The sequence below is a fragment of the Saccharothrix sp. ALI-22-I genome, assembly GCF_001984175.1.
Taxonomy (GTDB): Bacteria; Actinomycetota; Actinomycetes; order Mycobacteriales; family Pseudonocardiaceae; genus Actinosynnema.
Map to the genome: position 1 here is coordinate 440,522 of NZ_MTQP01000069.1, position 25,180 is coordinate 465,701.

General features: G+C 70.9%; 22 protein-coding genes and 1 pseudogene. 11 read left to right on the plus strand and 12 right to left on the minus strand.

The window, feature by feature from the left end:
* Window positions 1-19: 19 nt before the first annotated feature.
* Window positions 20-2,086 (minus strand): acyltransferase family protein, encoded by a 2,067-nt coding sequence (locus ALI22I_RS44130; protein ID WP_238598878.1) that lies wholly within the window; start codon window positions 2,084-2,086, stop codon window positions 20-22.
* A gap of 81 nt (window positions 2,087-2,167) precedes the next feature.
* Between ALI22I_RS44130 and ALI22I_RS44135 the strand changes: the two genes are divergently transcribed.
* Window positions 2,168-2,830, plus strand: coding sequence for an acetoacetate decarboxylase family protein (locus ALI22I_RS44135; protein ID WP_338013546.1), 663 nt, complete (start codon window positions 2,168-2,170; stop codon window positions 2,828-2,830).
* Here the strand turns inward: ALI22I_RS44135 and ALI22I_RS44140 are convergent.
* Entirely contained in the window at window positions 2,827-3,546 is a 720-nt protein-coding gene (locus tag ALI22I_RS44140; protein ID WP_077011530.1) for a TetR/AcrR family transcriptional regulator, read from the minus strand. The two genes, ALI22I_RS44135 and ALI22I_RS44140, sit on opposite strands and share 4 nt — an antisense overlap.
* 124 nt (window positions 3,547-3,670) lie before the next feature.
* Between ALI22I_RS44140 and ALI22I_RS44145 the strand changes: the two genes are divergently transcribed.
* Window positions 3,671-5,023, plus strand: coding sequence for a serine hydrolase domain-containing protein (locus ALI22I_RS44145; RefSeq protein ID WP_077011531.1), 1,353 nt, complete (start codon window positions 3,671-3,673; stop codon window positions 5,021-5,023).
* Window positions 5,024-5,229: 206 nt separating this feature from the next.
* Here the strand turns inward: ALI22I_RS44145 and ALI22I_RS44150 are convergent, their stop codons facing one another.
* On the minus strand, window positions 5,230-6,387 hold the full coding sequence (locus ALI22I_RS44150) for a hypothetical protein (protein WP_077011532.1): 1,158 nt from the start codon (window positions 6,385-6,387) through the stop codon (window positions 5,230-5,232).
* A 420-nt stretch (window positions 6,388-6,807) separates the two neighbouring features.
* On the opposite strand from ALI22I_RS44150, the gene ALI22I_RS44155 reads away from it, so the two are divergent.
* The 4 genes from ALI22I_RS44155 to ALI22I_RS54280 all read left to right on the plus strand — a co-directional run bounded on the left by ALI22I_RS44155 (window position 6,808) and on the right by ALI22I_RS54280 (window position 11,310).
* Window positions 6,808-7,377 carry a TetR/AcrR family transcriptional regulator gene (locus ALI22I_RS44155; RefSeq protein WP_077011533.1) on the plus strand — a complete coding sequence of 190 codons (570 nt, stop codon included), beginning with the start codon at window positions 6,808-6,810 and terminating at the stop codon, window positions 7,375-7,377.
* Between the two features lie 137 nt (window positions 7,378-7,514).
* Window positions 7,515-8,330, plus strand: a complete 816-nt coding sequence (locus ALI22I_RS44160) for an oxidoreductase (protein ID WP_077012057.1) — start codon at window positions 7,515-7,517, stop codon at window positions 8,328-8,330.
* 48 nt (window positions 8,331-8,378) lie between these two features.
* Window positions 8,379-8,939 carry a CocE/NonD family hydrolase gene (locus tag ALI22I_RS44165; RefSeq protein WP_077011534.1) on the plus strand — a complete coding sequence of 187 codons (561 nt, stop codon included), beginning with the start codon at window positions 8,379-8,381 and terminating at the stop codon, window positions 8,937-8,939.
* A 1,342-nt stretch (window positions 8,940-10,281) separates the two neighbouring features.
* Complete coding sequence (locus ALI22I_RS54280) at window positions 10,282-11,310, plus strand: alpha/beta hydrolase family protein (protein WP_238598880.1); 1,029 nt, start codon at window positions 10,282-10,284, stop codon at window positions 11,308-11,310.
* 202 nt (window positions 11,311-11,512) lie between these two features.
* On the opposite strand, the gene ALI22I_RS44175 is transcribed toward ALI22I_RS54280, so the two are convergent.
* Window positions 11,513-12,160, minus strand: coding sequence for a dienelactone hydrolase family protein (locus tag ALI22I_RS44175; RefSeq protein WP_077011536.1), 648 nt, complete (start codon window positions 12,158-12,160; stop codon window positions 11,513-11,515).
* 154 nt (window positions 12,161-12,314) lie between these two features.
* On the opposite strand from ALI22I_RS44175, the gene ALI22I_RS44180 reads away from it, so the two are divergent.
* From ALI22I_RS44180 to ALI22I_RS44190, 3 genes are all read left to right on the plus strand, one after another.
* Window positions 12,315-12,566 carry a hypothetical protein gene (locus ALI22I_RS44180; protein WP_077011537.1) on the plus strand — a complete coding sequence of 84 codons (252 nt, stop codon included), beginning with the start codon at window positions 12,315-12,317 and terminating at the stop codon, window positions 12,564-12,566.
* An 82-nt stretch (window positions 12,567-12,648) separates the two neighbouring features.
* Entirely contained in the window at window positions 12,649-13,194 is a 546-nt protein-coding gene (locus tag ALI22I_RS44185; RefSeq protein WP_077011538.1) for a dihydrofolate reductase family protein, read from the plus strand.
* A 68-nt stretch (window positions 13,195-13,262) separates the two neighbouring features.
* Entirely contained in the window at window positions 13,263-15,776 is a 2,514-nt protein-coding gene (locus ALI22I_RS44190; RefSeq protein WP_077011539.1) for an ABC transporter substrate-binding protein, read from the plus strand.
* 213 nt (window positions 15,777-15,989) lie between these two features.
* Here ALI22I_RS44190 and ALI22I_RS44195 read toward each other — a convergent pair.
* The 4 genes and pseudogenes from ALI22I_RS44195 to ALI22I_RS44210 form a co-directional block, all read right to left on the minus strand.
* Window positions 15,990-16,652 (minus strand): annotated as a pseudogene (locus tag ALI22I_RS44195) (DUF899 domain-containing protein); the annotation flags it as partial.
* A 10-nt stretch (window positions 16,653-16,662) separates the two neighbouring features.
* The gene (locus ALI22I_RS44200) at window positions 16,663-17,016 is read right to left on the minus strand and encodes an ArsR/SmtB family transcription factor (RefSeq protein ID WP_077011540.1); all 354 of its coding nucleotides are present in this window, start codon (window positions 17,014-17,016) and stop codon (window positions 16,663-16,665) included.
* Complete coding sequence (locus tag ALI22I_RS44205; protein ID WP_077011541.1) at window positions 17,006-17,437, minus strand: SRPBCC domain-containing protein; 432 nt, start codon at window positions 17,435-17,437, stop codon at window positions 17,006-17,008. The genes ALI22I_RS44200 and ALI22I_RS44205 overlap by 11 nt, the downstream gene beginning before the upstream one ends.
* 70 nt (window positions 17,438-17,507) lie before the next feature.
* Window positions 17,508-18,821, minus strand: coding sequence for an aminotransferase-like domain-containing protein (locus tag ALI22I_RS44210; RefSeq protein WP_077012058.1), 1,314 nt, complete (start codon window positions 18,819-18,821; stop codon window positions 17,508-17,510).
* A 92-nt stretch (window positions 18,822-18,913) separates the two neighbouring features.
* On the opposite strand from ALI22I_RS44210, the gene ALI22I_RS44215 reads away from it, so the two are divergent.
* Window positions 18,914-19,696, plus strand: a complete 783-nt coding sequence (locus tag ALI22I_RS44215; protein ID WP_077011542.1) for an alpha/beta fold hydrolase — start codon at window positions 18,914-18,916, stop codon at window positions 19,694-19,696.
* A gap of 22 nt (window positions 19,697-19,718) precedes the next feature.
* Here ALI22I_RS44215 and ALI22I_RS44220 read toward each other — a convergent pair whose 3' ends face one another.
* Both ALI22I_RS44220 and ALI22I_RS44225 read right to left on the minus strand, forming a co-directional pair.
* Complete coding sequence (locus tag ALI22I_RS44220) at window positions 19,719-20,600, minus strand: serine/threonine-protein kinase (RefSeq protein ID WP_077011543.1); 882 nt, start codon at window positions 20,598-20,600, stop codon at window positions 19,719-19,721.
* Window positions 20,601-20,692: 92 nt separating this feature from the next.
* Window positions 20,693-21,643 (minus strand): lysyl oxidase family protein, encoded by a 951-nt coding sequence (locus ALI22I_RS44225; protein ID WP_077011544.1) that lies wholly within the window; start codon window positions 21,641-21,643, stop codon window positions 20,693-20,695.
* Between the two features lie 179 nt (window positions 21,644-21,822).
* Between ALI22I_RS44225 and wecB the strand changes: the two genes are divergently transcribed.
* Window positions 21,823-23,043 (plus strand): non-hydrolyzing UDP-N-acetylglucosamine 2-epimerase, encoded by a 1,221-nt coding sequence (gene wecB, locus ALI22I_RS44230; protein WP_238598881.1) that lies wholly within the window; start codon window positions 21,823-21,825, stop codon window positions 23,041-23,043.
* Here the strand turns inward: wecB and ALI22I_RS44235 are convergent.
* Both ALI22I_RS44235 and ALI22I_RS44240 read right to left on the minus strand, forming a co-directional pair.
* Window positions 22,961-24,256 (minus strand): FAD-dependent oxidoreductase, encoded by a 1,296-nt coding sequence (locus tag ALI22I_RS44235; RefSeq protein WP_238598882.1) that lies wholly within the window; start codon window positions 24,254-24,256, stop codon window positions 22,961-22,963. The two genes, wecB and ALI22I_RS44235, sit on opposite strands and share 83 nt — an antisense overlap.
* 23 nt (window positions 24,257-24,279) lie before the next feature.
* The gene (locus ALI22I_RS44240; RefSeq protein ID WP_077011546.1) at window positions 24,280-25,107 is read right to left on the minus strand and encodes a glycosyltransferase; all 828 of its coding nucleotides are present in this window, start codon (window positions 25,105-25,107) and stop codon (window positions 24,280-24,282) included.
* Between the last annotated feature and the right edge of the window lie 73 nt (window positions 25,108-25,180).

Below are 25,180 nucleotides of genomic sequence, written 5' to 3' on the forward strand. Positions count from 1 at the left end.
CTCAGGCGCCACCGTCCGGCTACCGAGGCTTCAGCACCTGGTCGAGCATCGGTGCGAGGCTGCGGCTGAAGGTCGCGTTCAGGTGGTCCGGGTCGTAGTACACCGCGACGTTGCCGACCACCCCGTGGCACCGCCGTTCGTCGCAGAAGTAGTCGGTGAAGTCCGCCAGCCGCACCCCGGGGTTGCCGCTGGTCCGCGCGACCTCCGCCAACGGGTCCACCGGGTGGGCCGTGCCCCGGTCCACCGCGCACACCGACGGGTCGCCCGGGTGCAGCGCCACGCACTGGTGGTCCCGCACGGCGCCGTTGAGCGGCGGGTCGGCCAGCACCACCACGCGCGCCCCCGCGTCGGTCCACCGCCGCCAGCGCGGTTCGAGCCCGTCCCGGTACTGCTCGGTCTGCGACCGGCCGCTGCCGTCGTCCACCGACTCCTTGCGCGCGTAGAACGACGTCAGCACCACCGACGGCCGGTCCTCCGCGATCACGTCGGTCATCCGCGCGCTCCACTCGACGCACGTGCGCCTGGCCTCGTCGGTGGTCAGGTCGCCGAACCCGACGAACGCCACGTCCGCGAACGGGCACCCGCCCAGGTAGGCGAGCTTGAGCACCCAACCGTGCTCCCGCGCCAGGTCCGCCACCGCCGGCTGCCACTGCTGCGCGTGCGAGTCGCCGACGAGCCACACCACGTCCGGCGACTCCGCTCCCCCGCCGTAGTCGCACACCAGGACGTCGGCCGACCCCTCGGTGCCGACGCAGTCGGGCGGCGCCGTGAAGTACTCGTTGGCCGGTCCCATGTGCACGACCTTCGCCGGACCCATCGGGTTCGGGCAGCCGTGGGCCGGGATCAACGCCTGCGCACCGGCGCACGGCCCGCTCAGCTGCACCGTCCCGTCCCGCTCGGCCTGGTCGACGTGCCGCAGGTAGGTCCAGTTCAGCCCGCCGGCGGCAGCCGACACGACGACCACGCCCGCCACCATCGCGGCGAACGTCCGACCGGTGCCCAGCCCGATCGCGATGCCCCGGTCCTCGACCAGCACCTTCGACAGGTACGCCAGGACCAGCGACACCGCGAGCACCGCCACCAGGTACGGCGCGGTCATCCGGCCCGCCCGCAACGCGTCGCCCAACACGAACGGCGCGAGCAGGATCAGCGGCCAGTGCCACAGGTACAACGAGTAGCTGATGCCACCGAGGAACTGCACGGGCGACGACGCCGTGACCGCCGTGTGCCACTGCCGTCCCGGACTCCGCCCGGCCGCGATCACCAGGACCGTGCCGACGGTCGGGACCAACGCCAGGTAACCGGGGAACGGCGTGCCGTGGCCGTAGAGCACCGCCGACCCGAGGATCATCGCGAACCCGACCGCCGACGCCGCACCGGCCGTCCGCTTCGACAGCCCCCACCCCGTCAACGCGACGAGCGCGCCCAGCGCGAACTCCCACACCCGGACCGGCGTGACGAAGTAGGCCTGGCTCGGCTCGACCTGCGTGTAGTAGACGCTGAACGCCAGCGAGGCCGCGCCCACCACGGTGATGCCGACGACCTGCGCCCGCCGTCGCCGGATCTTGAACAGCAGCACCAACAGCACCGGCCAGCACAGGTAGAACTGCTCCTCCACCGACAGCGACCAGTAGTGCTGGACCAGGCTCGCCGCCGCGTTGGCCGCCGAGTAGTCCACCGACTTGGCCGCGAGCAGCCAGTTCTCCCAGTACAGGGCGGCGGCGAACGCCTCGGCCGCGGTCGCCTCCCAGCGCGGGTAGGGCAGCAGGAAGTAGGCGGCGACGAGGCTGACACCCAAGACCAGCAACGCGGCGGGCAACAGCCTGCGGATGCGGCGGGCGTAGAAGCGGCCGAGGCGGACCCGGCCGGTGGCGGTGATCTCGCGGTCGAGGTGGGAGCTGATCAGGAAGCCGGAGATCACGAAGAACACGTCCACGCCGACGTACCCGCCGGTGAGCCCGCCCGGCCAGAGGTGGTTCACCACCACCGCCAGCACCGCGACCGCCCGCAGGGCCTGGATGTCGGTGCGGAACGCCGGCGGTCTCGCGCTGTCGGCGGGCGCGCGTTCCTCGATGAGCGTGCTCACGCTGTGTTCCATCCCCCACGCGCCGACCCCGTATCGGGTGTCAGGCTGTCGGGGCACGGTACACCGCTCGTCGAGCGCGCAATGCCGTTGTGGCCCAACAATGATGCACAGTCGTGCCTACCGCCGAAGCGAGGGGCCGCGATGGTGAGCTATCCGCCCGAACCGTGGGAGCTGAACGGCCGAGCGTGCGTGTCCGTGTGGCTGGTCAGGGCGACGGCACTACCGCCGTTGCCGGTGCGTCCGGTGACGGTGCTCGGGCGGGCCGTGGTGGGCACGGCGTTCGTGCACTACCAGCCGCCCGGCCTGGCCTACCACGAGTTGGTGGCGGCGGTGCTGGTGCGGCAGGGGCTGCGGTTCGGTGTGTCGATCACGCGCATCTGGGTGGACAGCCCGGCGTCCCGCGCGGGCGGGCGTGAGCTGTGGGGCATCCCCAAGGAGTTGGCGGAGTTCGAGTGGGAACGGGGGCTCACCGCGTCCGCCCGTGACGTGAACGGCACGATCGCCTCGGTGCGCGGCAGGCAGTTGCGGATCGGCGTGTGGCTGCCGGTGGCGACGTCGACGTGGCAGGCGTTCGGCAGCGGTTTGGCCCGGACACCGTTGCGCGCCAAGGGTTTCGTGACCGCGCTGCGGACGAGCTGGGACATCGACCCGGCCGGGCCGCTGTCCTGGCTCCTCCCCCACCGCCCGCTGCTCAGCGTCGGCATCCGGGGCATGTCGATGAGGTTCGGACCGCGCCGGCGTTAGCCGGACACCCTGGCCGCGAGGCCGTCCAGCACCCGGTCGAGGCCGTAGGTGAAGTTGTCCTCCCGGAGCTTCACCGGGTCGTCCTCGCGCCGCACCGCGTACTCGTCACGCAGCCGGGGGTGGTCGCGGACGGACTGCTCGGCGGTCGACCGCACGCTCCGCGCCCACTCCTGCTCGGTCTGGCCGCTGCGCGCGAGCAGTGACAGGTACGCGGCCTCGCTGGTGGTCATGCCGATGACGTAGGCGATGAGCGTGCTCATGGCCTGGTCGGCTTCACCCGGCGGGAAACCGGCCGCCCGGAACAGCGCCAGCAACTGCTCGGACCGCGCCATCAGGTTCGGTCCCAGCTGCGCCAGCCCGACCTGCCCGAGCACCGAGGCGACCCACGGGTGGCGCAGCACCATCGCCCGCAGGCTGTGCGCGCACTCGGCGACCACAGCCCGCCAACCGACAGGGTCGGCGTCACCCACCCGCATCTCGCCGTAGACCTCGTCCACGACCAGTTCGATCAGCTCGTCCTTGTTGGCCACGTGCCGGTACAGGGAGGTGGCGCCGGCGCCGAGCCTGGTCCCGAGGGCCCGCATGCTCAGCGCTTCGAGACCTTCCTCGTCCAGCAACCGCACGGCCTCGGACACGATCCGGTCCTGGCTCAACGCCGGCTGTTCGCGCGCTCGGCGTTGACGGGCCCACACGGACGGGACGGTCGGTTCGGGCATGGGGGCCTCCTCTCACCACCGAGACTAGCGCACGACGTGCGCATTTGCGCACAATCGTCCCGCTGCGTACAGTGTGCGCAAGATGAGAACAGCGTTCGCAAGATGCTCGGACGAGGAGAACCCCATGACTTTCCAGCGCGATCACTGGCAGGCCCGGCTGGACGAGCTGCGCGCCGCGAACCACGTGCCCGGCGCGACCCTGGCCGTGCTGGTGGACGGCGAGATCCACGAGTTCGCGACCGGCGTGCTGAACCGCGGCACCGGCGTGGAGGCCACCGCCGACTCGGTGTTCCAACTCGGCTCGGTCGCCAAGATCTACACCGCCACGCTGATCATGCAGTTGGTCGAAGCCGGCCTGCTCGACCTGGACGCACCGGTCCGCGACGTGCTGCCGGACTTCACGGTCGCCGACGCCGAGGCGAGCCGGACTATCACCCCGCGCCAACTGCTGTCCCACACCAGCGGCCTGAGCGGCGACTTCCACCTCGACACCGGGCGCGGCGACGACTGCATCGCCCGCTACGTCGAGGGCTGCGCGGACCTGGCCCAGGACTGCCCGCCCGGCACCACGGTGTCCTACAGCGGCTCTGGTTACGTCGTGCTCGGCCGCATCGCGGAGGTGCTGACCGGCATGACGTGGGACCAGGCGTTGAAGGAGCGGGTCCTCGCGCCGCTGGGCCTGGACCACACGATGATGCTGCCGGAAGACCTGCTGCGCTTCCGGTCCGCCATGGGCCACCTCGGCGAGCCCGGCCAGGACCCGGACCCCGCCCCGGTGTGGGAGATGATGCCCCGCGGGTTCGGTCCCGGCGCGATCGTCTGCGCCAGCGCCGCCGACGTGGTCCGGCTGGCCAAGGCGCACCTCGACGGCGGCGCGTCCGTGCTCACCCCGGCCGGTGTCGCGGCGATGCAGGAGCGGCAGGTCGACGTGCCGGACAAGTGGACCGTCAGCGCCGACGGCTGGGGTCTGGGCTGGACCCTCTACGACTGGGACGGCACGCCCGGCTTCGGCCACGACGGCGCGGCCACCGGCCAGTACGCCTATCTGCGTGTGGTGCCCGGCGCGGGAGTCGCGGTCGCCCTGCTCACCAACGGCGGCGGCGCACGGCCGTTGGCCACGGCGTTGCTGGGCGAACTACTCGCGGAAACCGCCGGCGTCCCCGTGCCCGAGCCCTTCGGCCCGCGCGAGGTGGACGCCGACATCACGCCGCACCTGGGCACCTACCGCCGTGAAGGCGTGGTGATCACCGTCGGCACCCGTTCCGGCGCGCCGCACCTGCGCTACGAGTTCGTGGACGGCATGAAGGCCTACCCGTCGATGGACATGGACCTGCTGCCGGTCACCGACACCGTGTTCGCCGCCTCGGGCGCCGGACCGTCGTTCAGCGACGCGTACATGCCGGTCGTGTTCTCCACCCTGACGGACGGCCGGAAGTGCTGCTACATCGGGATGCGCGCCGCACCGAAGGTCGCGTGAGCCTCACTCCAGCCGGACCTCGACCCGTTCTCCTGCAACGCATCGGGAAGTACGGCGGCTCACGACCGCCTCGATTCCCCGCGACCGGGACGCCCTGTTCGGTCAAGGACTCGACCACTTCCGGCCGGGCCGGCCGGTTCGCGCCAGAAACGCCGGAGGCCGGTCCGGGCATGCCCGGACCGGCCTCTCCACGCGAGTTGATCCGCTTACGCCAACCCGCACTCGGCGAACTGCTCCAACCCTTCCGGCTTCTCGGCGACCCGGCCGATCGCGGTCTCGATCCGGTTCAGCGCGGCCGTCCGCTTGTCGGCCAACGGACCCAGGATCGCGTTGTCCACGAAGTTCGGCCCGCCCTGACCCTTCGTGCTCACCAGACGGTCGTTGGCCTCCTGGATCTGCTTGTCGAGGTTGGCCAGCTCCCTGGTCACCTCAGCCTGAGCCGCGGCAGGCACCGCGGGAATGGCATCCACCGGCGACGGGCACGCGATGACCTGCTCACCGTCCGCGGGCTCGTCGGCGGCCGGAGCGGTCGTCGTGGTCATCCCACCGGCTTCTTCACCGGCTTCGCCTTCCTCACCGGCTCCCGCACCGGCCTCCACCAGCTCGCACTCGGCGAACTGCTCCAACCCTTCCGGCTTCTCGGCGGCCCGGCCGATCGCGGTCTCGATCCGGTTCAGCGCGGCCGTCCGCTTGTCGGCCAACGGACCCAGGATCGCGTTGTCCACGAAGTTGGCCCCACCCTGACCCTTCGTGCTCACCAGACGGTCGTTGGCCTCCTGGATCTGCTTGTCGAGATTCGCGAGTTCCCGCTCGACCTCGGCCTCAGCCGAAGCCGGCACTTCCACCGCGGCCAACGCATCGACGGGCGACGGGCACTCGATCACCTGCTCGCCTTCACCTTCGGCAGGCGCGTCCGCGGGCGGGGCCGCGGTCACGTCGACGACATCGCCGGCCTCACCCAACGCACACTTCGCGAACTGCTCCAACCCTTCCGGCTTCTCGTCGACCCGGCCGATGGCGATCGCTATCCGATCCAAGGCGGCGGTCCGCTTGCTGGCCAACGGACCCAGGATCGCATTGTCCACAAAGGCCGGACCGCCTTCGCCGGCCGACGTCACCAACCGTTCGTTGGCCTCTTTGAGCTGCTTGTCCAGGTTCGCCAGTTCGCGGGTGACTTCGGCCTGCGCCGCCTCGGGCACCGCGGTCAGCGCACCGACCGGCGACGGGCAGACGATCGCCTGCTCCGCCTGGTCTCCGCCTGCGGTGGCGAGTGCGGCCACCGCCATCGCGACCATCGCCGCAACGCCGACCGCACCGACCACAACCGCGCGTTTCCTGCCGAGCTGGGGACGTGTGTGCCTCATGAACCACCTTCCTGTGTGGGGAGAGGCGAGTGCACCTGCGCGGCGGGGTGACCCGTTCTCATGGGGAAGTACGAGCATCGACCAAGGCCTGTTCAGCACCTGGCCGACATTGCTCCGTTCAGCCCACAAATCCCCGTCTCAACCGGTTTAGCACTAGACCAAAAGCAGGAACCCGCCATCCGGTCACCCCGGCGTCCGTCCACATTGGACAGTCCATGGCGGAGTCGGGCGTGTATCGACTCGATCGGAGAACAGATCCGCCGGGAGCGCCACCACCCTCTTACGGGCGGCAACGGGACTCGGTGACGGGCCGGCGTGGAGGACGACCCGGCCTTTGACCTTGCAGATGAAACCGATCGCCCCGGCACACCCTGAAACCGATCGGTTTTCATTTCGTCCGCATCGAGTTAACCTCGCAGCATGACCACCGAAGTGAAGCCAAGTACCAGGGAGCGACTGCTGGAGGCGGCGGCCACGCTCACCTACCGAAACGGTGTCGGCATCGGCGTCGAGGCGCTCTGCAAGGCGGCGGGGGTGTCGAAGCGCTCCCTGTACCAGCTGTTCGAGAGCAAGGACGAACTGCTGGCAGCGAGCCTGGAGGAGCGCGCCTCCGCCTACGTGGCGACCCTCCTGCCCGCGGCGGACGATGGCCGGTCACCCCGCGCGCGAATCCTGCACGTCTTCGAGCAGATGGAGTCGCAGGCGGGTGCGCCCGAGTTCCGAGGTTGTCGGTACCTGGCTGTTCAGATCGAACTCAAGGATCAGAGCCACCCCGCGAGCCGGGTGGCCCACCAGGTCAAGGCCAACCTGACGGCGTTTTTCCGTGCCGAGGCCGAACAGGGTGGCGTGAGCGATCCCGACCTGCTGGCCCGACAGCTCAGCCTGGTCTTCGACGGCGCCAGCGCCCGCGCGGGGGTACAGGCCGACACCCTGGCCGGGCTCGTAGCGCCCACTGTGGCCACCCTGCTCGACACGGCAGGCATGCGCTGACGCATCACGCGGTTCCCGGACGGACGCGGCCGGTGGCGCGGTCCGGTCTCGTGGTGGTGTTCGCGCTTGCGCGTGGAAACCGATCGGTTTACAGTGGTGGAAACCGATCGGTTTCTCACTGAGTACGGGAGTTCATGATGACCACGAATCGTCCGGTGGCACTTGTGACGGGTGCGTCCTCCGGCATCGGGAAGGCCGCCGCGCTCGCGCTGGTCGAAGCGGGTTTCGACGTGGTCGGCACGAGCCGCGACACCTCGCGCGTCACCCCGCTCGACGGTGTGACGTTCCTCGACCTCGACGTGGCCGGTGACAAGTCGGTCACCACCGCGGTCGGACAAGTGGTCGACCGGTCCGGGCGGATCGACGTCCTGGTCAACAACGCCGGCATGGGCGCGATCGGCGCCGTTGAGGAAAGCTCCGTCGCGCAGACCCAGGACATCTTCAACGTCAACGTCTTCGGCGTGATGCGCATGACAAAGGCCGTCCTGCCCCACATGCGCGCTCAAGGACGCGGACGCATCATCAACCTCTCCTCCGTGGTCGGCTTCCTCCCCTCGCCTTACATGGCCGCCTACGCCGCCTCCAAGCACGCGATCGAGGGGTACACCGAGTCCCTGGACCACGAGGTCCGCGAGTACGGCGTCCGGGCGCTTCTCGTCGAACCCGCCTACACCAGCACCGGATTCGAGGCCAACAGCCCGCGGCCCGACACGCCCCTGGAGGTCTACGCGGACCAGCGGCGCGCCTTCGACCGCATGATGGAGACAGCGATCAAGGACGGCGACGACCCCGCCATCGTCGCCAAGGTGATCGTCGAGGCAGCGACCGCCCCGAAACCGAAGCTGCGCTACACCGCCGGTTCCATGGCCGGACGCGCAAGCATGCTGCGCCGCATCGCTCCTGCCGGGGTCTTCGACAAGCAGATCCGCAAGCTCAACAAACTGGCCGGCTGACGCCCGCCGCACCCGAGCACACCGCAAAAGACGCACAGGGAGCGGTACATGGCGGAGATCCAGATCGAGTTCGACGTTCCGGCGGAGATGCGTGACGGCACGGTGCTGCGCGCGGATGTCTACCGGCCCGGCGATACGGGACCGTGGCCGGTGCTGCTGAGCCGGCTCCCGTACGGCAAGCACACGCCCGTGGCGGCCATCGGGCTCGATGGGCTGTGGACGCGCGGCGGTGCGATCGAACTCGGCATCACCGTGCCCTGGTCCCTCATGCAGGGCGCCGACACCCTGACGCGCCGTCACCGCACCGACCTCGCCGGGCTCGTGAGCGGCGTCACCGGGCTCGTGCGGGATCTGGACGGTCTGGCGGGCGGCGGTTACGGGGGAGCTGCCCGCCGGGCGGTTTCCCGCGCTCGCCCGGCACGATCTGCCCGAGCTGGGCTACGAGCGTTCCCGGCGGGAGCCCGACTGGGCGCGGTCCTGCAGTGTCGCGGGCCGGCACGACGAGGTGGACTACCTGCCCCCGGCCGAGTACGAAGCCGCGTACTACTCTCAACAACCGCCACGCCGACCGGCGCTGGTCTGAAACCGAAGCCGGTCCCAAACCCGTGACGGTTCACTTCTCGGCTGGCCGCCGCGCTGGCCACCGCTTCCATGACGCCGCCAAAGGCTTCCGACCTGCGAATAGGCACTAAATCACTGGTATTGGCCTAGCCTGGCGGCCATGATCGAGCTGACCGCGGAGATGATCGTGGACGGCCGGGAGCCGCGCAATCCGGTGTTGTCCCCGGACGGCAAGTGGATCGCTTTCGTAGTCGTCCCCGTCGGGCGGATCGGGGAACACCCGGTGAGCGAGCTGTGGCTGGTCCCATCCGACGGCAGCGCACCACCCCACCGCCCAACCAACTCCACCCCCACCCCCGATTCCCCCTCCCCCTCCCTCTCCGACGAGTCGCGCCCCCGTTGGTCACCCGACTCGACCGCCATCTACTACCTGTCGGACGCGGCACAACGCGGATGCCCTCAGTTGCACCGCGTCCGACTGGACAACGGGGTGATCGAACAGCTGACCACCTGGCGCGGAGCCGTGATCGACCACCTACCCCTGACCGGCCGGCCGCAGGTCGCCGTGATCGCGCACGACGAACCGACCGAGGAGGACGCCCGACGAGCGGCCGAACGCGACGACGCGCAGGTGTGGGGCGAGCGGCCCGCCCCGGCCCGACTCCGCCTACTAGACCTGACCACCGGCAAGCTAGAAACCCCACCCGGCCTCGACGATCGACACGTAGTCGAGCTGGCCCAGCGCCCAACTGGCGGACCACTGGCCGTGCTGACCTGGGAAACACCAGCCATCGACCCCGGCCTACTCCGCCCCGCGCTACACCTGGTGCACGACGGCAAGGCACACAACCTCGGTCCCGCGCACGTCGAGGCGTCATCCCCAGTGTGGTGGCATGATGATCACGGATGGCGGTTGGCCTACCTAGGTACGACCCCGCCGACCCTGGTCGGCGGACGTGCCGTGTTCGACCTCCCCATACCGGACCTGGATACACAATCGGGTGATCCTGACCCAACGACCTACAGAAACGCCGTTATTTCCCAACTCGAACGTCGGTTGAAACAACGAGGACCGCGACCAACCACCGACCTCGACCCCCACACGACACCCGAAACCCACACCACCCAAAACCCGACGCCACCACCGCCCCCAGCACCATGGGCCCCAACATCACCGGCCCACACACCACCCGCCCACACACCACCCGCCCACACACCACCGGCCCACACATCACCGGCCCACACATCACCGGCCCACACATCACCGCACGAAACACCGCCACACGAAACACCGCTGGCGCAAACACCACCCCACCGAACACCGCCGCACCGGAACCTGACGGCCGGGACGACGACCTGCCCGACCGAACTGGCCCAGGCAGGCCCTGGCGTGATCGCGCTGTTCGCGGACGGCCTGGACACCACCGTCCACGCCCTCACCCCGACCGGCTTCCGGGAGCTGTCCCGCCTGACCGGCTCGGCTGGCTCCGTGACCGCGACCCAGGACACGATCGCGGCCGTGCTCAGCACCGCCTACAGCCCCGCCGACATCCACGCCGGGCCACAGGCCGGGCCATTGCGCCGACTCACCCGCACCAGGCCCGAACTCACCGCCGTCCGCTGGGGCAGGCAAGAACGCCTCGCCTACCGCGCGCCCGACGGCCTGCCGCTGGACGGCCTGCTGCTCCTGCCACCGGGCCGGACGCGCGTCGACGGTCCGTTCCCGCTGGTCACCATCGTCCACGGCGGCCCGTACGACCGGCACGCCGATCGGTTGGCGCTTGCCTGGCACCCCTCCGGACAGTGGCTCGCTACCGCCGGCTACGCGGTGTTCCTGCCCAATCCGCGCGGTGGTGCGGGGCATGGCCACGAGTTCGCCGCATCTGTCACCGGCGCGGTCGGCCTTGATGAGTGGGATGACGTGGTGGCCGGCATCGATCTGCTGGTCGGCGACGGTGTGGCCGACCCTGAGCGGCTCGGCATCGCTGGTTGGAGTCACGGCGGGTTCATGGCGGCGTGGGCGGTCACGCGGACTGATCGTTTTCAGGCTGCGGTGGTCGGCGCGGGTATCAGTGACTGGGGCATGCTCGCCGCTACGGGCGAGGGTGGCGCGTTCGAGGCGGCCCTGGCGGGTAGCGCGGGGTGGGAGGGTGTCGGCCCGCATCCGCACGATCGGCTCAGTCCGGTCTCGCACGCTGCTCGTGTCCGAACCCCCGTGCTGATCATGCACGGTGAGGAGGACACCAATGTGCCGGTCTCGCAAGCCGAATTCCTGCACCGCGCGCTGGTCCGGTTCGACGTCGAGCACGAGTACGTCGTCTACCCGCGCGAGAACCACTCGATCCGTGAACGGGCACACCAGCTCGATGTCCTGCGCCGCACCCGTGCGTGGTTCGACCGTCGGCTCGCCCCGCGATAGTCAGTCCGCTCCCCGGTGACGGTCAGTCCACTGTGGACTGTCGAGATCGGCGTGGGGCGAGATCGGTGTGGGGTCAGGTCGGTGTGGGTGGCGAGCATGTGTCTCGACGGCGGGGTGGTGGCGGGCGGTGGCGGGGCGGCACGTCGGTCACGGGCGGGGAGCGTGGCACGTCGGTCGCGGGCGGGGTCGGACGGCCTGTGGGTTACAGGTATTCACGGAACCAGGAGCCCGCCAGGCGGGCTACCTCGGCCAACGCGCCCGGCTCCTCGAACAGGTGCGTCGCGCCCTCGACCACCTCGATCCGGCACGTCGCCACCAACTGCTCCGCCGCCGCACGATTCAGGTCCAGCACCTGCTCGTCCCGGCTACCCACCACCAGCAACGTCGGCGCACGCACACGGGCCAGCGCACGACCCGCGAGGTCCGGCCGGCCGCCGCGCGACACCACGGCTCTGACCAGGTACGTCCCTGCCGACGCCACCAAGGCCGCCGCCGCTCCGGTGCTCGCGCCGAACAGTCCGATCGGCAGCCCCCGCGTCACCCGGTACCGCGACGCCCACTCCACCGACGCCGCCACCCGCTCCGCCAACAGCCCGATGTCGAACCGCAGCCGACCCGTGACGCGGTCCTCCCGCTCCTCACGCTCGGTCAGCAGGTCCAGCAGCAGGGTCGCGAACCCGTCCCGGCGCAGCGATTCGGCCACCGCCCGGTTCCGCCCGCTGTGCCGTGAGCTGCCCGAGCCGTGCGCGAACACCACCACCCCGGCGGGTTCGTCGGGTATCCCGAGGTCCGCGGCCAAGTCGACACCCCACGCGTCGACCGACACGGCCGTCGTGGCGCTCCTCGTCATGTCTTCCGGGGTTCACCGGCAGACACCCCGGCAAACGACCCGTGGCAAACGAGCCCAGGCAAACGACCCATGGCCGAAACGGATACCCGCCCACGCGGCGGGGAACCCACCGGGGGAATCCGACAGGGTGTCACCCACTCGAAAGGAGTCATCCATGGCCGACGAACGATCGCGGACCGACCGAACGCGGTCCGAACAGCAAGAGGGCCTGGAGATGCGGCGGGGCACCGGCCAGGACCGCGCCTGGCAACGCGACGCCGAGGCGGCCGCACCCCAGTACACCGAGCCCGACGACGACGGCGACTTCACCGACGACGAGCCGACGGCCATCGCCGACGAAGCCGGGTCGAGCTACCCGGGCGGCCCCGAGCACCAGGCCATGCACATCGAGGAGAACCGCGACTGACCCGCCACAGTGGACAGCTCTTCTCCGGCCGTTCGCGTGGCACGATCCGACGGATCAACCGCGCACGCCTGAAGGAGATGCCATGAGGAAGATCGTCGCCTGGCTGTTCATCACGCTGGACGGTGTCGTGGAGTCACCGGAGAAGTGGGTGATGTACAACGACGAGATCGGCGAGACCATCGGCGCGGACGCGGAAGCGGCCGACACCCTGCTTCTCGGCCGCCGCACCTACGAGGTCTTCGCCGCCTCGTGGCCACAACGGACGATCGAGGACGACCCGTTCGCCGACTGGATGAACAACACGCCCAAGCTGGTCGCATCAACCACATTGGACTCCACGGACTGGCAGAACACGACCGTCATCAAGGGCGACCTCGCCGAGGAGCTGCGCGCGCTCAAGGCACAGCCGGGCAGGAACATCCTCGTCAACGGCAGCCCCACGCTCGTCCAATGGTTGCTGCACAACAACCTCCTCGACGAACTGCGCCTGTTCCAGCACCCGATCGTCGCCGGCGGCGGCAAGCGCCTGTTCACCGACAGCGGCAAGAAGATGACACTCACGCTGTCCCACTCCCACGTCCTGTCCACCGGCGTCCTCGACCTCACCTACGCGCCGAACACCGCCTGATCGGGTGAGGGTGTCCCGATCAGGGGATCATCCATCGAGCACCGGGTGGATTTCCTAACCTCCGCCCCGTGCCTGAAAAGCCCGACACCGCCGTCACGCTCACCCACCGGGCGATCAGCCTGCGCGCCACCGACCCGCAGGCGGCCCGCGAACTGCTGGGCGTGGCGCTGGCCAACGACGCCGAGTACGAACCGGCCTGGCGCTGGCTCGCCGAACTCGTCACCGACAACGCCGAGCGCCTGTTCTGCCTGGACAAGGCGTACGCGATCAAAGCCGACCCGGACACCGACCGGGCCCGGCGCGCACTGCGCGGCATCCAGCCCACCGCGCCGGTCGAGGCGCGCGACGTGGTCGAGCCACCCCGCCCACACCCCGTCGCCCCGCCCGCCAGGCGCCGCCGCAGGCCCAAGGACCTGATCGCGATCGGCGTCGTGGTGCTGGTGGTGCTGACCACCGTCGGTGTGTGGACGGCGACCGGCAGCGTCGGCGACGACCCCGTGCACGTCGCCCTGGTCGCGGGCATGACCGGACGTGACCCGGCCGCTGCCGCCCACCTCGAACGCGGCGTGCGGATGCGCCTGGACGACCTCAACGCGGACGGCGGCATCAACGGCCACCCGGTGGAACTGCTCGTCTACGACGACGCCGACCAGCCCGACCGGGCGAAGCAGATCGCGGAGGAGATCGTCCGCGAGGACAAGGCGCTGTACGTCATCGGCCACGGCGTCACCGTGACCTCCCTCGCCGCCTCCCCCCTCTACCGCGCGGCCGGCATCCCCGCCATCACCCCGTCGGCCAGCGGCGCGGGCGTCACCGACGGCAGCGAGTGGTACTTCCGCAGCATGTTCGGCGACCGCACCCAGGGCGATTTCCTCGCCGCCTACGCCTCCCGGGTGCTCCACGCCGACCGGGTGGCGGTCGTCTACGACGACAACGAGTCCGGCCGCTCCGCCCACGCCGCGTTCGCGGACTCGTTCGGGCGCTTCGGCGAGGTCGTCGCCGCCCTCCCCGTCACCGACGACCCGCAGGCCGCGATCGACCAGGTGAAGGCCCTCGCCCCCGGCACTCCGGTCCTGCTGGCCACCGAGGAGCGCAACGGCGTCCCCCTGGTGAAGGGCCTGCGCGGCGCGGGGATCGACGCGCCGATCCTGGGCACCGCCGCCCTCGGCACAACCGCGTTCCACGCCGCCCTGGGCGGCGCGACGCGTGACCTGCACCTGGCGACCCCGATGGCGCACGACTCGCTGTCCGGCCCGGCGCTGACCTGGGCCGAGAACTACCAGCGGCGGTACGGGGAACGCCCGCGCTGGCACGCCGCGACCGCCCGGCAGGCGCTCAACGTCGGCCTGCACGTGATCACCAAGAACGGCATCGGCCTCGCACCGGCGAACCGGGCCGAGGACCGCAAACGTCTGCGTGACGGCCTCGCGGCGTTGAAGGACCGGAAGAACGCGTTCCCGGCGCTGCTCGGCCCGCTGTACTTCACCGCCAACGGCTCCGCCCAGATGCCGGTGTCGTTCGTGACCAGCGACGGCTCCCGGCTGGTCTCCGCGCCCGTGCAGTTGACGATCTACGAACCGCCGTCGGAGCAGGTGTTGAGCGCCGCGCTGGCGGACGGCACGGTGATCGCGATCGGCGACCGGTACCTGACCCGCCGACAGGTGGTGGCCACCGGCATCAACCTCAACGAGGTGCGCGACCTGGACACCCGGGACGGCACCTACTTCGTGGACTTCTTCCTGTGGTTGAAGTACACCGGCCCGCACACCGCCGCCGACGTCCAGTTCGTCAACGCGGTCAAGCCGGACCTGAAGCTCGGCGATCCGCTGCGCGATGTCACCGGCCCGGACGGCACCTACCGGCTGTACCGGGTGGCCGACCGGTTCAAGAACGGTTTCGAGTTCCGCGGCTTCCCGTTCGACCACCAGCACCTCAAGGTCGTGCTCCAGAACCGGACGCGGACCGCCGACCAGGTCGTGTACGTGACCGACAAGGAGATCCTGGACAAGCCGGCCGAACACCACCTGCGCAGCGGTGCGGACGCGGAGGCCGGCATCAACGCCATCCCCAACTGGCTGGCGACCTCGGCCCGGTTCTTCCAGCGGACCGTCGGCAGCAGCGACGCCCTGGGTGACGGGTCCGCGGCCGGCACCGCCGACGGCATCTACTACAGCCAGTACACGGGCGAGGTGGAGATCGTCCGTGACACGCTGCCGTTCCTGCTGAAGAACCTGCTGCCGTTGGTGCTGCTGATCTGCGTCACGTACCTGTCGCTGTTCTTCAAGGCCTCCGACGGCACCGCGCCGGTGTCGATGGGCATCACCGCGATCCTCAGCACCGCCGTGCTGCTGAACAACGTGACCTCGCAGTTGCCGTCAGTCAGCTACACGGTGGCGCTGGAGTGGGGGTACTACGCGTTCATCCTGCTGGCCGTCGGGTGCGTGCTGGTCGCCATGCTGCGCAAGCGGATGGCCTCGCTCCAGCGCGACGATGCCGAGCGGCGGCTGTCCAGGGCGGCACGGGTCGGTTACCCGGTCTACCTGCTCGGGGTGCTGGCGACGTACCTGGTGGTGTTCGCCTAGCCAGGCGCTCCAGGCGGGGGCACGTCGACGCCCCCGCCTGGAGTCCGCTCACTCGGAACAGCCGCACCCCGCCGACGCGGGCACGGTGTCGCCGCCGTTCGAGGAGGTGGGCTGCGGTCGAGTGGCGTCGGGTTCACCACGGCCCGCACCGCCTGCAGCGCCTCGGACGGCGGCATCGGTGATCTTGGCCGCCCGCGCCTCCGCCACCTCGGCGTCGCTGTACTCGTCGTGCCAGTTCCACCACTCGTACGGCTTGGTCTGGGGGTAGCCCTCGGGCGAGTCCTCCCACGCCTCCTGCCGGCCGAGCGCGGTCATGTCGAGGTAACTCCAGGTGCCCCCCATCGCCTCGTCGCCGCGGCGGTTGATGAAGTAGGTGCGGAACACGCGGTCGCCGTCGCGGATGAACGCGTTGGTGCCGTGCCACTCGTCCACGCCGAAGTCGGCGTCGAACCCGTCGGTCACGGTGTACCAGGGCATCGTCCAGCCCATCCGCGCCTTCACCCGCTGGATGTCCGGCTGCGGCGCGCGTGAGGCGAAGGCGAGGGTGGTGTCGCGCGCGTTCAAGTGGGCGACGTGGGCGACCTGGTCGGCCACCATGGAACAGCCGCGGCACGCGTGGTCGGGCCAGCCGAACACGCCGGGCTCGAAGAAGGCGCGGTAGATGATCAGCTGACGGCGACCCTCGAACAGGTCGAGCAGGCTCACCCGTCCTCCGGGTCCGTCGAACGCGTACTCCTGCTCCACCTCCAGCCACGGCATCCGCCGACGTTCCGCGGCCAGCGCGTCCCGGGCGCGGGTCAGCTCCTTCTCCTTCACGAGCAGCCGCTCGTGCGCCGCGTGCCACTCCCGCGGCTTGACGATCAAGGGCGTCTTCATCGTGGTGTCCTCAGCTTTCGTGGGTTCCGCCGGCGGTGCGGTCGAGGTGGTCCTTCAAGGCGTCGAGCGGGCCGTCCCAGTCGCGGGCCAGCGCGGCCAGGAACTGCTGGGCCACCCGCATCGGCGCGGAACGCAGCCGGTACCGCACCCGGCGCCGCTCCCCCGGTTCGGCCGTCACCAGGCCGACCTCCGCCAGTAGGGCGAGGTGTTTCGCGATCGCCTGGCGCGTGATCGGAAGCCGATCGGCCAGGTCCGTGGCCGTGGCCGGCCCCCCGGACGCCAGCGCGGCAAGGATGGCGCGTCGGGTCGGATCGGCCAGGGCCGCGAAGACCTGTTCGGCGATGGCCTCGATATCAGGCGGCATCGAGGTAGTCGACCAGTTCTCCCAGCTCGCTCATCCAGCCCTGGGTGTTGGCCTCGAACGCCTTGCCGTAGCAGTTCTCCGGCAGCTGGGCGAAGCCGGACTCGACCACCTTCAGCCGCGTGCCCGCGCCGACCGGTTCGAGCGTGAACTCGACGTAGGTGCGGCGCGGATCGTCCTCGGGCAGCCCGTAGATGTGCCAGGTGAACCCGAACACCGTCGGCTCCTCCACCCGTTCCACCCGCAGCTGGACCTCGGGTCCGTCGGTCCACTTCATCCGGGCCTCCCCGCCCGGACGCAGGTCGATGGTCGCCTCGTTGCCGAACCAGGCGCCCAGACCCTCGGCGGTGGTGAGCGCGGCCCACACCTTCACCGGCGGGTGCGCGAGTTCCATGGTCCGCTCGATGCGGTCGGGAAAACCCATTGCCTGCCTCCAACAAGTAGCAACCGGACGGTTGCCACAGTATGGCAACCGTCCGGTTGCGTCAACGGCGTCAGTCGACGGGCTCGTCCTCCGGGCTGCCGGCGGCCAGGGCGGCGAGCACGTCCAGTGCGGCGGTCAACGTCGGGGTGGGCGCGGAGGCGAGGGCGAGGCGGACGGCGTTCGGGGCGTGGCCCGGCACGACCGCGAACGCGGCGGCGGGCGTGACGGCGATGCCCCGACGCCCGGCCGCGGCCACGAACGTCTCCGCCCGCCACCGCTCCGGCAGCCGCCACCAGCAGTGGTAGGAGCCGGGATCGCCGCGGATGTCGAACCCGGCCAGCCGGTCGCGGACGAGCTGCTGCCGCTCCAGCGCCAACGCGCGCTTGCGGTCCACAATGGACTGGACCGTGCCGTCGGTGAGCCAGCCGGTGGCCGCCGCGATCGCGAAGTGGCCCGCCGCCCACCCGCCTGAGCGCGCGGCGGCGGCGACCCGGTCGACCAGGTGCTCGGGCGGCACGGCGAACCCGACCGTCAGGCCGGGCGCGAGGCGCTTGGACAGGCTGTCCACCACGGTCGTGCGTTCGGGCGCGAGCGGCGGCAGGTCGGGCCCCAGGAACGCGTAGATGCCGTCCTCGACCACCTGGACGTCCAGTTCCCGCACGGTGTCGGCGAGTTCGGCCCGACGCCGTTCGGGCATGGTGGTGCCGAGCGGGTTGTGCAGCGTCGGCTGGAGGTAGACCACCCGCACGTCGGCGGCCCGGATCGCCCGCGGCAGCACGCCCGCATCGTCCACCGGCAACGGCACCAGCGTGACGCCCAACCTGGTCGCGATCGCCTTCACCACCGGGTAGGTGACGGCCTCCACGCCGAGCCGCCCGCCGACCGGCACCAACGCCGACACCGCCGCCGCGATCGCCTGCCTGCCGTTGCCGGTGAACAGGATCCGCCGCGGGTCCGGCGCCCACCCGCCCCGGGCCGACATCCGCGCCACGGCATCACGCGCCTCGGCCGTGCCGCGGACACCGATCGGCGTGAGCGCGTCACCCAGCCCGTCGCGGACCAGCCGGTCGAGCCCCGGTGCCAGCAACGCCGGCTGGTCGGGCAGCACGCAGAAGTTCAGCTCCAGGTCCACCCGCGCCCCACCCGGTTCGGCCAACGCGGGCTCGTCCGGTGGACGTGCGGCGCGCACGAACGTCCCGCGCCCGACCTCCCCCACCGCGACGCCGCGCCGGACCAGCTCGCCGTAGACACGCGCCGCCGTCGATCCGGCGATGCCGTGTCTGCGGGCGAACCGCCGTTGCGGCGGGAGGCGGTCACCCGGCTTGAGCCGCCCGGCCGCGATATCGGCAGCGATCCGGTCGGCGATCACCCGGTAGTCCGGCACGCGCACCCCACATTGCACCGAGAGCATTGTTTTCATTGCACCGAGGATCGTCGCGTTCCTACGCTTCGGACGTCAACGATTACGGGGGACGCATGCGCGTGAACGACATCGACATCGCCTACGACGACAAGGGTGCCGGGCTCCCGGTGGTGCTCGTGCACGGCCACCCGTTCGACCGCTCGATGTGGCGGCCACAGGTCGAACACCTCAGCTCCCGGTACCGCGTCATCGCCCCTGACCTGCGTGGATATGGTGGAACGACGGTCGTGCCGGGCACGACGCCGCTGAGCGCGTTCGCCGACGACCTGATCGGCCTGCTGGACCGCCTGGACCTGGACCGGGTGGTGCTGTGCGGGCTGTCCATGGGCGGCCAGATCGTCATGGAATTGCACCGCGCGCACCCGGAGCGCGTCCGCGCCCTGATCCTCGCGGACACCTTCCCCGAGGCCGAGACCCCGGCCGGCCGTGAAGCCCGCTACGCGGCGGCCGAGCGCGCGCTCAGCGAAGGCATGGGACCTTACGCGGACGAGGTGCTGGACCGGATGATCGCCCCGCGCAACGTCCGGGCCCTCCCCGACGTGGCCGCCCACGTGCTGCGGATGATGCACGGCACGTCGCCGGAAGGCGCCGCCGCGGCCCTGCGCGGACGGGCGGAACGGCCGGACTACCGCGACTCCCTGTCCCGCGCCACCGTGCCCGCGCTGGTGGTGGTCGGCGAGGACGACGACTTCACGCCGGTCGACGTGGCCCGGCGGATGCACTCCACCATCCCCGGCTCGACGCTCGCCGTGATCCCCGGCGCGGCCCACCTGCCGAACCTCGAACGGCCGGAGGAGTTCACCGACGCGGTGGAGAAGTTCCTGGACACCCTCTGACGTCGGTGTCGTGCAGGCGCGGCTAGTCGCGGTAGCGGAGGGTGTCGCCCGCTCCTGCGTGCTGTGCGCCGCCACCGCAGAGCAGTTCGTCAGGCAGCACGCCGGAGATCCGGCCGGAGCGCAGCATCTCGGCACACCGCGCGGCCGTCGGGCGGCGACGGACGGACAGCGAGGTCATCAACGCCAGCAGGCGGCCCAGGTCGGCGGGCAGGTCACGCGGGATCTCGGGCGGCCGGTGCAGCCGGGCGACGGCGGCCTCGACCCGTTTGCCCTGGTACTCGCGGTACCCGGTCAGGCACTCCAGCAGCACCAGGCCGAGCGCGTACACGTCCGCAGCCGGGCCGACCTCCTCACCGCGCACCTGCTCCGGGGCCAGGTAGGAGGCGGTGCCGACGATCTGCCTGGTATTGGTGAGCCTGGCCGAGCCGAGCGAGTGGGCCAAGCCGAAATCGGCGAGGTAGGCGGTGTCGGTCTCGTCGAGCAGGATGTTCGACGGCTTCACGTCCCGGTGCACGACACCGTGTTCGTGCACGTGGGCGAGGGTGTCGGCGAGCCGGTGGCCGAGAACGCGGACCTGTGCGGGCGACAGCACGCCGTCGGTCAGCCGAGCACGCAGCGACGGGCCTTCGACCAGCTGCAACACCACGAACGACGTCCGGCCGCAGGTGCCCGCGTCGTAGACGGAGACGACGCCGGGGTGCGACAGCCGGGCCAGCGTGCGGATCTCGTTGTCGAACCGGCTGCCGCCGACCGAATCGCCTCGGAACTGGGACAGCTTGACCGCGACGAACCGCCGGAGCAGCACGTCCCACCCCCGGTGGACCTCGGCCATCCCGCCCGTGCCGAGCTTGCCCGCCAGCTGGTAACGACCCGCCAGAACACGGTGCTCGGTGGACAGCGACATGGCCCCGCCCTTCGAGTCACCGGTCCGGACGCCATCGAGTTCCCCCGGGACACCACGATCAAACCGCCTCCGAGCGGGCCGCGGCACCGGGGTCAGCGGAGGCCGGCGGCGCAGCCTTCCTGGCCCGGGCAGTTCCGCAGCAGCCGCACGTGCGGCGGGTCGATGATCTCCGCGGGCGCGTGGGCGGCCCCGTCCGGCCACTGCACCGAGATCGCCATGGACGAGGCGTTGTTGGTGTACGACTTCTCCATCAGCGACCGGTCGCCGTTGACGATGTTCACCACGTCGTACACCCCCGACGGCACGGTCGTGATGTCCAGCCACTGGAAGTCCACCGTGTGCAGGTAGGCGTCCCCGTACCCGACCGAGATGCCCTGCACCGCGGTCAACGCCTCCGGCGCGTGGCGGCCGCACTGGTTCCTCGCCAGCACGTCCGCCAACTCCTCCTCCGGGCTGTCCCCGTTGCCCGGCCGGTTCGGCAGGCGGTCGCCCGTCTCGTAGCGGTCGCCCAGGCAGAAGCCTGTCTTCCGGTCGGTGACCAGCGTGTCACCCGACGGGGTGCGAAGTTGGAAGTGCTCGAAGCCCAGCAGGTGCCAGTGCTCGTGCGTCGCGGCCGGCTCGTAGTACATCGTCGCCGGGATCCCGTGCTGCGCCTGCTCGTACGACGCGGGGATCGAACCGTCCACAGCGGACTGCAGCGCCTGCCGCGCCGACATCTCGTGCCGGCCGAGGTGCTCCCGCCGGCCGTAGATCAGCAACGGTCCGTCGCCGATGTTCTCCGCCGATGTGGCGAACCTCAGCCGCACCGCACCGGCCGGCCCCTTCTCCACGCACTCGCCGTTCGCCCCGGACGGATCGACGACCAGGCACACGTCCCAGTCGACGCACCACGACGGGTTGCCGGAGTAACTACCCACGCACCCCACAGCCGCCTGCCGCAGATCGGGCAACAGCACCGTCCCCGTGGCCTGCGCGTGCGACTGCCACGGGGACACCGCCACGAGCACCGTCGTGGTGAACAGGGCAGCGTACCTTCGAACCATTGTCCTCAGTCCGTCCGATTGTCAAAGTGATCCACACGCAAAACTACTGACACAACCCCCATCTCCGGTCCAACGCCAGTCAAGTTCACTCGATCGACTGAGACACAAGGGAAAACGGCCGCCGTGGGCCCTAACCTTCACCGCGATCGCGCACGGGTGCGCGTCAGCCGCGACTGGAGGTGGGTCCGATCGACAAGGGAGCTCTCGGCGCCGTCACGATGGTGTGCGGCACCAGGCCGGAGCTGATCAAACTGGCTCCGCTGATCCGCCTGATCGGGGCGAACGCGACCGTCGTCTACACCGGACAGCACTACGACACCGCCATGTACCACCGAATCCGGCAGGACATCGGCGCTCCGGGCCGGTTCCACGAGCTGGCCGTGGGCGGTGGACGGCGCGGCGAGCAACTCGGCGCGGCCGTCGCGGCGGTGGACGACGTGCTGGCCCGACACCCGACGCGGGCGGTGATCGTGCAGGGCGACACGACCTCCGCGCTCGCCGGCGCGTTGGCCGCCAACGCCAACGACGTGCCGCTGGTGCACGTCGAAGCGGGCCTGCGCAGCTTCGACCGGGCGATGCCGGAGGAGCACAACCGGGTGGCCATCGACCACCTCGCCGACCTGTGCTGCGCGCCGACCCCGCTCAACCGCACCAACCTGCTCGCCGAGAGCGTCCCCGAGGAACGGATCGCGATCACCGGCAACACGGTCGTGGAAGCCCTCGTCACCGCCCTGCCCGGACGGGACGAGGAGGCCGTCGTGCTGGCCGCGCACCGACTCGAACGCGACGGTTACGTGCTGGCCACCATCCACCGGCCGGAGAACGTGGACGACCCGGCCACCCTGGAGACGATCCTGCGCGAGCTGAACCGGCTGCCGCTGCCGGTGGTCCTCCCACTGCACCCGCGCACGGCCAAGCGCGTGGACGGCTTCGGCCTGACCGCCCTGCTGCGCCCGCTCAGGGTGGTCGAACCCCAGGCGTACCCGGCGTTCCTGGCGCTGGCCCGCGGCGCCGCCGTGGTCGTGTCCGACTCCGGCGGCATCCAGGAGGAGGTCAGCGTGCTCAAACGGCCGGTGGTCGTGGTGCGCCGCAGCACCGAGCGCCCGGAGATCGAGGGCACCTTCGGCACCCTCGTCCCACCCGGTCCGGGGATGAGTGCGGAGGTGTCGCGGTGGTTGGACGACGTGGCCGGCCACCGGGAACGCCTGGAGCACATCCCGTCGCCGTACGGGACCGGCTCGCCGTCGGCCCGGATCGCCGCCGCGCTGCGGCAACTGGTCCGCGGCGAGCCGGTGCACGTCCAGTCGGGGGTGGGGCTCAGCCCGGAACGGGTTGTGGTGCCCCCGCCAGCGTCGCGACGACCCGCCGCGCGAGTCCCACACTCGAATTCCAGCTCGTGACGTCCGGGTAGACGTGCGCCGTGGTCGCCAGCAGCAACGGCGTGCCGGTGACCACCACGGGCGGGCGCAGGGCCAGGTACCCCAACGGGTACACCGGCTCCACGAACGGCGCCTTGAACACCCGCACGTCCTCCACGTCCTCCCGGCTCAACGACGGGTGCAGCGCCAACAACTGCGCGGTCCACCGCGCCGCGACCGCCGCGTCGTCCTCCTGGAACAGCGCGGATTCCCGGTCGGTGTACCGCATCGCGTAGACCAGGTGCCGCCCGTCGTAGGGCTCCACGCCCGCCAGCGGCGTCATCTGGACCAGCCCGTCGAACTCGGTGCCCGACCGCACCACGGGCGTCCAGTAGTGCCCGGACAGCGGCCGGCGCAGGAAGAACAGCGCGTTCACCACGCCCTGGTACGGCAGCCGCACCTCGGGCAGCCGGCCGGCCAGGTCGTCGTCCGCGAGCTGCCGCAGCAACGGCAGCGGCAGCGTCGACACCACGCGGTCCGCCGACACCACCTCGTCGTCCAGCTGGATCCGCACGCCGTCGGCCACCCCGATCCGCCGCACCGGGGCGTCCAGCCGCACCACCCCGCCGCCGGCCTCGATCGACGTCCTCAGCGCGTCGATGACGGCCCGGTAGCCGCCCTCCGGATACCCGCGCACCGACACGGCTCCCTCACGCCCCAGGCGCTGCCACAGGTACAGCGCGGGCACGTCGCCGAAGCGCGCCCCGAACTTCGCCCCGAACAGCGGCGCGAGCAGCAGCTCCCACACCCGGTCGCCGTAGAGCCCGCGCAACCAGTCCTCGGTGCGCGTGCCGTCGAGGTCCCGGCCCCGCCCCAACCGGCGCAGCAGCACCGAGACCGCGCCGAACCGCAGCCGGTCGGCCACAGCCAGCGGGGTGAACCTGAGCAGGTCCAGGGCCGTGTTGAACGGGAAGCTCCGGCCGTCCACCACCATGCCCATCCGGGTGCGGCGCCAGGTGATCGAATCGCGCAGCCCCAGCTCGGCCAGCAGGCCCAGCAGGTGGTCGTCGGTGGGCATCACGCAGTGGTAGAAGCGCTCGACCCAGCGGTCGCGCCACGGGAAGAACGTGCCGAGCCCGCCCAGCTGGTCGCTGCCCTCCAGCAGCGTCACCCGCGCGCCGGCGCGCGTCAGCCGGTGGGCGGTGGCCAGGCCGCAGATCCCGCCGCCGACCACCACCACGTGCCCGTGGTCCACGCTTCCCTCCGACGGGCGCCGCATCACAGCGCCCGGTACGGCGCGGGCGAGAGCCGGTCGCGGACCAGCAGCTTCAGGTACTGGCCGACGGTGCGCGCGATCCGGATCTTGCTCGGCCCCCGTTTGCGGTCGTAGCGCAGGGTCAGCGGCACCTCGGTGACCACCGGCCGGCAGTGCCGCAGCTTGAGCAGCAGCTCGACCATGCACGCGAACCCGCGTTCCTCGATCAGCCGCTCGCCCCAGTGGCCCGCGGCCCGGGTCAGCAGGCTCACCCGGTAGGCGCGGAAGCCGCTGGTGAAGTCGCGGACGCCGGCCACCCGCAGCACGCGGCGGAACAGCACCGCCGCGCCGCGCGACAGCAGCCGGCGCAACGCGGGCGCGGTCGCGTCGTCGCCGCCGTTGACGAACCGGGAGCAGATCACCACGTCGGCGCCCGCCGCGATCTCCTCCTCCAGCACGTGGATCAGGGCCGGGTCGTGGGTGTCGTCGGCGTCCATCACGACGACGACGTCCTCCTCCCCGGCCTCGGCCAGCACGGCCCGCAGTCCGGATTGGACGGCTTGGCCGAGGCCGAGGTTCACCGGGTGGCTGACCAGCCGGAGGTCGAGCCCCGGCACGCCGGCCGCGACGACCTCGGCGGTGCCGTCGGACGACCCGTCGTCCACTACCCAGGCGGTGAGCCGCTCGGTGCGCGCGACCTGCGCGAGCCGGCTCAGCAGCGGCGGCAGCGAGACGGCCTCGTTGTAGGCGGGAAGCACGACGTGGGCTCTGGCGTGTGTGCGCTTGCTGCCGGAAAAGGCCGGTCCGCCCTCTTCCGACGCGGTGCGCAGGCCGCCTTCATCGACGCTCAAAGGGCCCCATTTCACTGGATGACGGATGGCGGTCCACAATTATTCGCCTCCGCACCGACACTGGACTCGACCA

Coding starts and splice junctions, on each gene's coding strand:
- ALI22I_RS44135 (WP_338013546.1), top strand. CDS start 2,168: ATGCCGTTGTGGCCCAACAATGATGCACAGTCGTGCCTACCGCCGAAG.
- ALI22I_RS44140 (WP_077011530.1), bottom strand. CDS start 3,546: ATGCCCGAACCGACCGTCCCGTCCGTGTGGGCCCGTCAACGCCGAGCG.
- ALI22I_RS44145 (WP_077011531.1), top strand. CDS start 3,671: ATGACTTTCCAGCGCGATCACTGGCAGGCCCGGCTGGACGAGCTGCGC.
- ALI22I_RS44150 (WP_077011532.1), bottom strand. CDS start 6,387: ATGAGGCACACACGTCCCCAGCTCGGCAGGAAACGCGCGGTTGTGGTC.
- ALI22I_RS44155 (WP_077011533.1), top strand. CDS start 6,808: ATGACCACCGAAGTGAAGCCAAGTACCAGGGAGCGACTGCTGGAGGCG.
- ALI22I_RS44160 (WP_077012057.1), top strand. CDS start 7,515: ATGACCACGAATCGTCCGGTGGCACTTGTGACGGGTGCGTCCTCCGGC.
- ALI22I_RS44165 (WP_077011534.1), top strand. CDS start 8,379: ATGGCGGAGATCCAGATCGAGTTCGACGTTCCGGCGGAGATGCGTGAC.
- ALI22I_RS44175 (WP_077011536.1), bottom strand. CDS start 12,160: ATGACGAGGAGCGCCACGACGGCCGTGTCGGTCGACGCGTGGGGTGTC.
- ALI22I_RS44180 (WP_077011537.1), top strand. CDS start 12,315: ATGGCCGACGAACGATCGCGGACCGACCGAACGCGGTCCGAACAGCAA.
- ALI22I_RS44185 (WP_077011538.1), top strand. CDS start 12,649: ATGAGGAAGATCGTCGCCTGGCTGTTCATCACGCTGGACGGTGTCGTG.
- ALI22I_RS44200 (WP_077011540.1), bottom strand. CDS start 17,016: ATGCCGCCTGATATCGAGGCCATCGCCGAACAGGTCTTCGCGGCCCTG.
- ALI22I_RS44205 (WP_077011541.1), bottom strand. CDS start 17,437: ATGGGTTTTCCCGACCGCATCGAGCGGACCATGGAACTCGCGCACCCG.
- ALI22I_RS44215 (WP_077011542.1), top strand. CDS start 18,914: ATGCGCGTGAACGACATCGACATCGCCTACGACGACAAGGGTGCCGGG.
- ALI22I_RS44220 (WP_077011543.1), bottom strand. CDS start 20,600: ATGTCGCTGTCCACCGAGCACCGTGTTCTGGCGGGTCGTTACCAGCTG.
- ALI22I_RS44225 (WP_077011544.1), bottom strand. CDS start 21,643: ATGGTTCGAAGGTACGCTGCCCTGTTCACCACGACGGTGCTCGTGGCG.